We start from the raw sequence: 4934 nt of genomic DNA on the forward strand, positions 1-4934 counted from the left end.
GCCGCCCCATGGCCTGGGTCATGGGCGCCGAAGGCGAAGGCATGCGCCGCCTGACACGGGAAACCTGTGACGAACTGGTGTCCATCCCCATGCAGGGTTCAGTTGAAAGCCTGAACGTCAGCGTCGCCAGCGCCGTCTGCCTGTACGAAACCGTGCGCCAGCGCGTCGTCCCGGCAGGCGCATAATTCGGCATTCTCCTTCTTCCTTCCCGCTATTCCCATGTCCAACACCGGCTTCACTTCGCAGATCGTCCACTACGGCCGCCGAGCCGACTCCGAGTACGGGGCCGTGCATGCAGCGGTCCACCCGTCCACGGAATACACCTACCAGGACGCCCACGACCTGGCGGCAGTCTTCCAGAACCGCAAGAAAGGCTATACCTATGGCCGCACGGGGACGCCCACTACCGCCGCCCTGGAAGCCCAGATCACAATCATGGAACAGGGCATCGGCACAGTCGCATTCGCCACCGGCATGGCTGCCCTGAACGCCGTGTTCTTTGCCCTGCTGCGCCACGGTGATCACCTGATCGCCAGCAAATACATCTTCGGCAATACCAACAGCCTGCTGATGACGCTGGAGAACTTCGGCGTCGAACTCACCCTGGTGGACGCGACCGACGCGGCCCAGGTACAGGCCGCCCTGCGGCCCAACACCCGCATGGTGTTCGTGGAAACCATCGCCAACCCCGGCACCCAGGTCGCCGACCTGAAAGCCATCGGCGATATCTGCCAGGCACACAAACTGGTCTACGTGGTCGACAGCACCCTGTCCTCGCCCTATCTGCGCCCGAGTCGCGATTTCGGCGCCTCGCTGGTCGTCAATTCCCTGTCCAAGCACATCGGCGGCCACGGCAACGCCCTGGGCGGGGCCGTCACCCAGACCGGCCTTTATGACTGGGCCGATTTCCCCCACATCTACGAGCAATACCGCAAGGACGACTCCCATGCCTGGGGCCTGCTGCAGATCAAGAAAAAAGGCCTGCGCGACATGGGCGGCACCCTGTCGTCCGACGTTGCGCATCGCCTGTCGGCCGGCGCCGAGACCATCGCCCTGCGCATGGACCGCATCTGCGGCAACGCCCTGGCGCTGGCCCGCTTCCTGGAAAGCCATCCGCTGGTCGAACGGGTGCAGTATCCCGGTCTGGCCAGCCACCCCCAACATCAGCGGGCCACGGAATTCTTCGGTGGCCGCTACGGCGGGCTGCTGGGCGTCGTCCTGAAGGACCACGTCGACGTCTTCGATTGCCTGAACCGGCTGCGCGTCGTGGCGCTGGCCACACACCTGGGCGACAACCGCACGCTGGTGCTGCCTGCCGCCCACACCATTTACTACGAAATGGGGGCGCAGCGCCGCGCCCTGATGGGCATCCCGGATGCCTTCCTGCGTATCTCCGTCGGAATCGAGGAAGAAGCTGATTTGATCGGCGATTTTGCACAAGCCCTGGCTGCCGGCTGACGCGAAGGCCCGGAGGCCGCAGGACTCCGGGTATACCCATACGGCCCTGATAATTTTTAACAAACATCAGGAAATACGCGGGTCTTCAGCGGTTTTCTCTTGACACTGCGGGCTATTCGAAGGCTTAATACGCCTTAGCCACCAAAGCCGGCCGGGTCCCGACACCAGATGGTGCGGCCCTGGGCAGCACCTGCCGGCTAGCCATGGCCAGACACGTCCATCAAACGACCCGGTGGCCCTCCACCGAGCGACAATAAACCTCAGGGGTATTTTGTAAATGAACAAGACCGAGCTGATCGAGCACATTTCCTCCAAGACCGATCTGTCCAAGGCCGACGTGGGTCGCGCCCTGGAAGCCTTTGTCGGTGCAGTGAAGACCACCCTGAAGAAAAAGGGTTCGGTCACACTGGTCGGTTTCGGCACCTTTGCCGTCTCCGAACGCGCTGCCCGTACCGGCCGCAACCCGCGCACCGGCGAAGCCATCAAGATCAAGAAAGCCCGCGTGCCGAAGTTCCGCCCGGGCAAGGCCCTGAAGGACGCCGTCAACTGATCGGCTTCCCCGCGCAAAAAGGCCAGTTCCACGGAACTGGCCTTTTTGTTTGCCCGGTCACGAGCGCCCCGATATAATTGCGCCCTGGCTGCCCGGACATCGGCGCAGCCCCTCCGGGTGCTTAGCTCAGTTGGTAGAGCGGCGCCTTTACACGGCGTAGGTCGGGGGTTCGAGCCCCTCAGCACCCACCAGCCCGGACGGCGGATTTACAATCCCCTGCATGAATCGTCCCGCCCACCCCCCAGGGTCGCTGCGCTGCGGCCTGGACACCCTCGATCAGTTCGACGAAATCATCGACGTACGCACGCCGGCGGAATACGCCGACGACCACGTGCCCGGCGCCATCAACGCGCCTGTGCTCAGTAACGAGGAACGCGTCCTGATCGGCACCATGTACGCCCAGGAATCGCCCTTCAAGGCCACTCGGCTGGGGGCTGCCCTGGTGGCCCGGCACATCGCAGACTACCTGGAAACCCTGTTCGCCGACCGCCCACACAGCTGGCGGCCGCTGATCTACTGCTGGCGCGGCGGCAAACGGTCCGGCGCCATGACCACCTGGTTCAACCTGATCGGCTGGCGCGCGCGGCAGCTGGATGGCGGCTACAAGACCTGGCGGCGGCACGTGATCGACCGCCTGGCCGACCAGCCCGCCCGCCTGGATTGCATCGTGCTGACCGGCCCGACCGGTTCAGGCAAGACCCGCCTGCTGCAGGCCCTGGGCCGGGCCGGTGCCCAGATCCTGGATCTGGAGGGCCTGGCCTGCCACCGAGGGTCGCTGCTGGGCGACCTGCCCGCCCGGCGGCAGCCCAGCCAGCGTGGTTTCGAATCGGCGCTGCTGCAGGCCCTGGACGGCCTGGACCCCGATCGGCCGGTCTTTGTCGAGGCCGAGAGTCGCCGCATTGGCCAGCTGAGCCTGCCTGACAGCCTGCTGCAGGCCATGCACGGCGGGCGCTGCGTGCGCATCCAGGCTGCTTTGGCGCAGCGCATCGAATTCCTGCTGCAGGACTATGCGCACCTGTTCCAGGCCCCCGAAGCCTTCAAGAACACCCTGGACCGGCTGGTCGGCCTGCACAGCCGGCAGGCCATCCAGGACTGGCATGCCCTGATCGACGCCGACCGGCGCGCCGAACTGTTCCAGGCGCTGGTGCAGGACCACTACGATCCGGCCTACCGGCGCAGCAGTCACGGGCATTATGCCGGTCTGGCGCAAGCCCCCGGATTCGACTACGACCCCACCGACCCGGACGGCCGGAGCCAGGCCATCCAACTGATGGATCAGCTGGGGCTGGGCCACGCCGCTGCGGCGGACTGACTTCCGATTTCCAATTTCCGACATATGATCGCCCGCCCCGCCCGGGCGGCCCTGGAGTTCCACTGATGACCGATTCATCCATTCCCCGCCTGACCTCGCTGTCCCACGGAGGCGGCTGCGGCTGCAAGATCGCGCCCGACGTGCTGGCGAACCTGATGCGCAATGCCCTGCCGATCGGCCCGTTTCCCGATCTGCTGGTGGGCACTCAGTCATCGGATGATGCCGCCGTTTACCGCCTGAACGACGAACAGGCGCTGATCGCGACGACCGACTTCTTCATGCCCATCGTCGACGATCCACACGATTTCGGCCGCATCGCCGCCACCAATGCCCTGTCCGACATCTACGCCATGGGCGGGCGTCCCATCATGGCCCTGGCCCTGGTGGGCATGCCGCTGAAATCCCTGCCGCACGACACCATCGCTGCCGTGCTGGCGGGCGGCGCCGCCGTCTGCCAGCAGGCGGGCATCCCGATCGCCGGCGGCCATTCCATCGACTCGGTCGAACCCATCTACGGCCTGGCCGTCATGGGGCTGGCACACCCGGACCAGATCAAGCGCAACGACCAGGCGCAGGCCGGCGATGCTCTGATCCTGAGCAAGCCGCTGGGGGTGGGCATCCTGTCGGCCGCGCTGAAGAAGGACCGCCTGGACGAGGCCGGCTACCGGGCCATGATCGGCAGCACCACGCAACTCAACACGCCGGGCACCCGCCTGGCGCAGATGGCGCAGGTGCACGCGTTGACCGATGTGACCGGCTTCGGCCTGCTGGGCCACACCCTGGAAATGTGCAAGGGATCCGGGCTGCAGGCGCATATCCGCTACGCCGACCTGCCCTGGCTGAGCCCGGCACCCGATCTGGCGCGCGATGGCATTCATACGGGCGCATCGGGGCGCAACTGGAACGCCTGCCGGGCCGACATCAACCTGGCCGCCAGCCTGCCGCCCGAGGCCCAGGCCCTGCTGACCGATCCGCAGACATCCGGCGGCCTGCTGGTCGCCTGCGCCGTCGAGGCAGCTGGCGAAATCCTGGCCCTGCTGCGCGCCGACGGTTTTGGCCAGGCTGCCCTGATCGGGCGGCTGGCTGCCGGAACGCCTCGCATTCAGGTATCCTGAAGTCCGTTTCCATTCCCCGGAGCCCCCATGGCAGAGCCCTTGATCATCGCCCGCAACGCCGATTTCCAGGCCGCCTTGCTGCCGCAGATGGCCAATCGCCACGGTTGCGTGACCGGCGCCACCGGCACCGGCAAGACCATCACCCTGCAGGTGCTGGCCGAATCCTTTTCCCGCATCGGCACGCCGGTCTTCCTGGCCGACGTCAAGGGCGACCTCAGCGGCATTTCACAGGCCGGGGCCGCGTCGGAAAAGCTCAGCAAGCGCCTGCAGACCCTGGGCCTGCCCGAACCGGCCTGGGGCGCCTGCCCCGCCGCGCTCTGGGATATCTTCGGCCAGCAGGGCCATCCCATCCGCGCCACGGTCTCCGACCTGGGACCCCTGCTGCTGGCCCGCATGCTGGACCTGAACGACACCCAGGAAGGCGTGCTGAACGTGGCCTTCCGGGTGGCCGACGACGAAGGCCTGCTGGTGCTGGATCTGAAAGACCTGCGCACCATGC

6 protein-coding genes and 1 tRNA gene are annotated in these 4934 nt (G+C 66.2%); all 7 read left to right on the forward strand.

What is annotated here, in order from left to right:
• The coding region (locus VDP74_RS15200) for a TrmH family RNA methyltransferase (RefSeq protein WP_323000478.1) at positions 1-185 on the forward strand (185 nt) is incomplete at its 5' end.
• A 34-nt stretch (positions 186-219) separates the two neighbouring features.
• Positions 220-1458 carry a cystathionine gamma-synthase family protein gene (locus VDP74_RS15205; RefSeq protein WP_323000479.1) on the forward strand — a complete coding sequence of 413 codons (1239 nt, stop codon included), beginning with the start codon at positions 220-222 and terminating at the stop codon, positions 1456-1458.
• Positions 1459-1735: 277 nt separating this feature from the next.
• A complete protein-coding gene (locus VDP74_RS15210; protein ID WP_269495036.1) occupies positions 1736-2008 on the forward strand; it encodes an HU family DNA-binding protein in 273 nt (90 codons plus the stop codon).
• Between the two features lie 115 nt (positions 2009-2123).
• Positions 2124-2199: transfer RNA gene (locus VDP74_RS15215), tRNA-Val, on the forward strand.
• Between the two features lie 29 nt (positions 2200-2228).
• Positions 2229-3320, forward strand: coding sequence for a tRNA 2-selenouridine(34) synthase MnmH (mnmH, locus tag VDP74_RS15220; protein ID WP_323000480.1), 1092 nt, complete (start codon positions 2229-2231; stop codon positions 3318-3320).
• Positions 3321-3385: 65 nt separating this feature from the next.
• Positions 3386-4435, forward strand: coding sequence for a selenide, water dikinase SelD (selD, locus tag VDP74_RS15225; RefSeq protein WP_323000481.1), 1050 nt, complete (start codon positions 3386-3388; stop codon positions 4433-4435).
• A 27-nt stretch (positions 4436-4462) separates the two neighbouring features.
• On the forward strand, positions 4463-4934 hold a 472-nt coding region (locus tag VDP74_RS15230; RefSeq protein ID WP_323000482.1), incomplete at its 3' end, for a helicase HerA-like domain-containing protein.

Origin of the sequence: Castellaniella sp. (assembly GCF_034674885.1) — a bacterium.
Lineage (GTDB): Bacteria > Pseudomonadota > Gammaproteobacteria > Burkholderiales > Burkholderiaceae_B > Castellaniella.